We start from the raw sequence: 265 nt of genomic DNA on the forward strand, positions 1-265 counted from the left end.
CTCGCGATCCTGGATGCCAGACTCCAACTGCTCGAGCGCTCCCTCGGCCCCGCGGACCCCAACGCGGAGGTGGTCGGCCGGCTCCGCGCGGATTCCCGCACGCTGATCGGTGTCGTGGGGGATCTCCTGGAATCGGTCGAGATCCCCACCGGCACGGCGTTCGAACCCGCGGCGGTCGTCGAGGTCGTCGAATCCGCGGTGTCGACCATGGTCATCCTGGCGCGTCATCGCGGGGTGGATCTGGTCAGCGGACCCCACGATCACG

At 69.4% G+C, this 265-nt stretch carries 1 protein-coding gene; it reads left to right on the top strand.

The window, feature by feature from the left end; genetic code table 11:
• Positions 1 to 265: hypothetical protein (locus ACZ3GY_RS24155; protein ID WP_465912295.1), on the top strand; the 265-nt coding region annotated here is incomplete at both ends.

Source organism: Pseudomonas sp. PME37.24/006 (genome assembly GCF_055556635.1).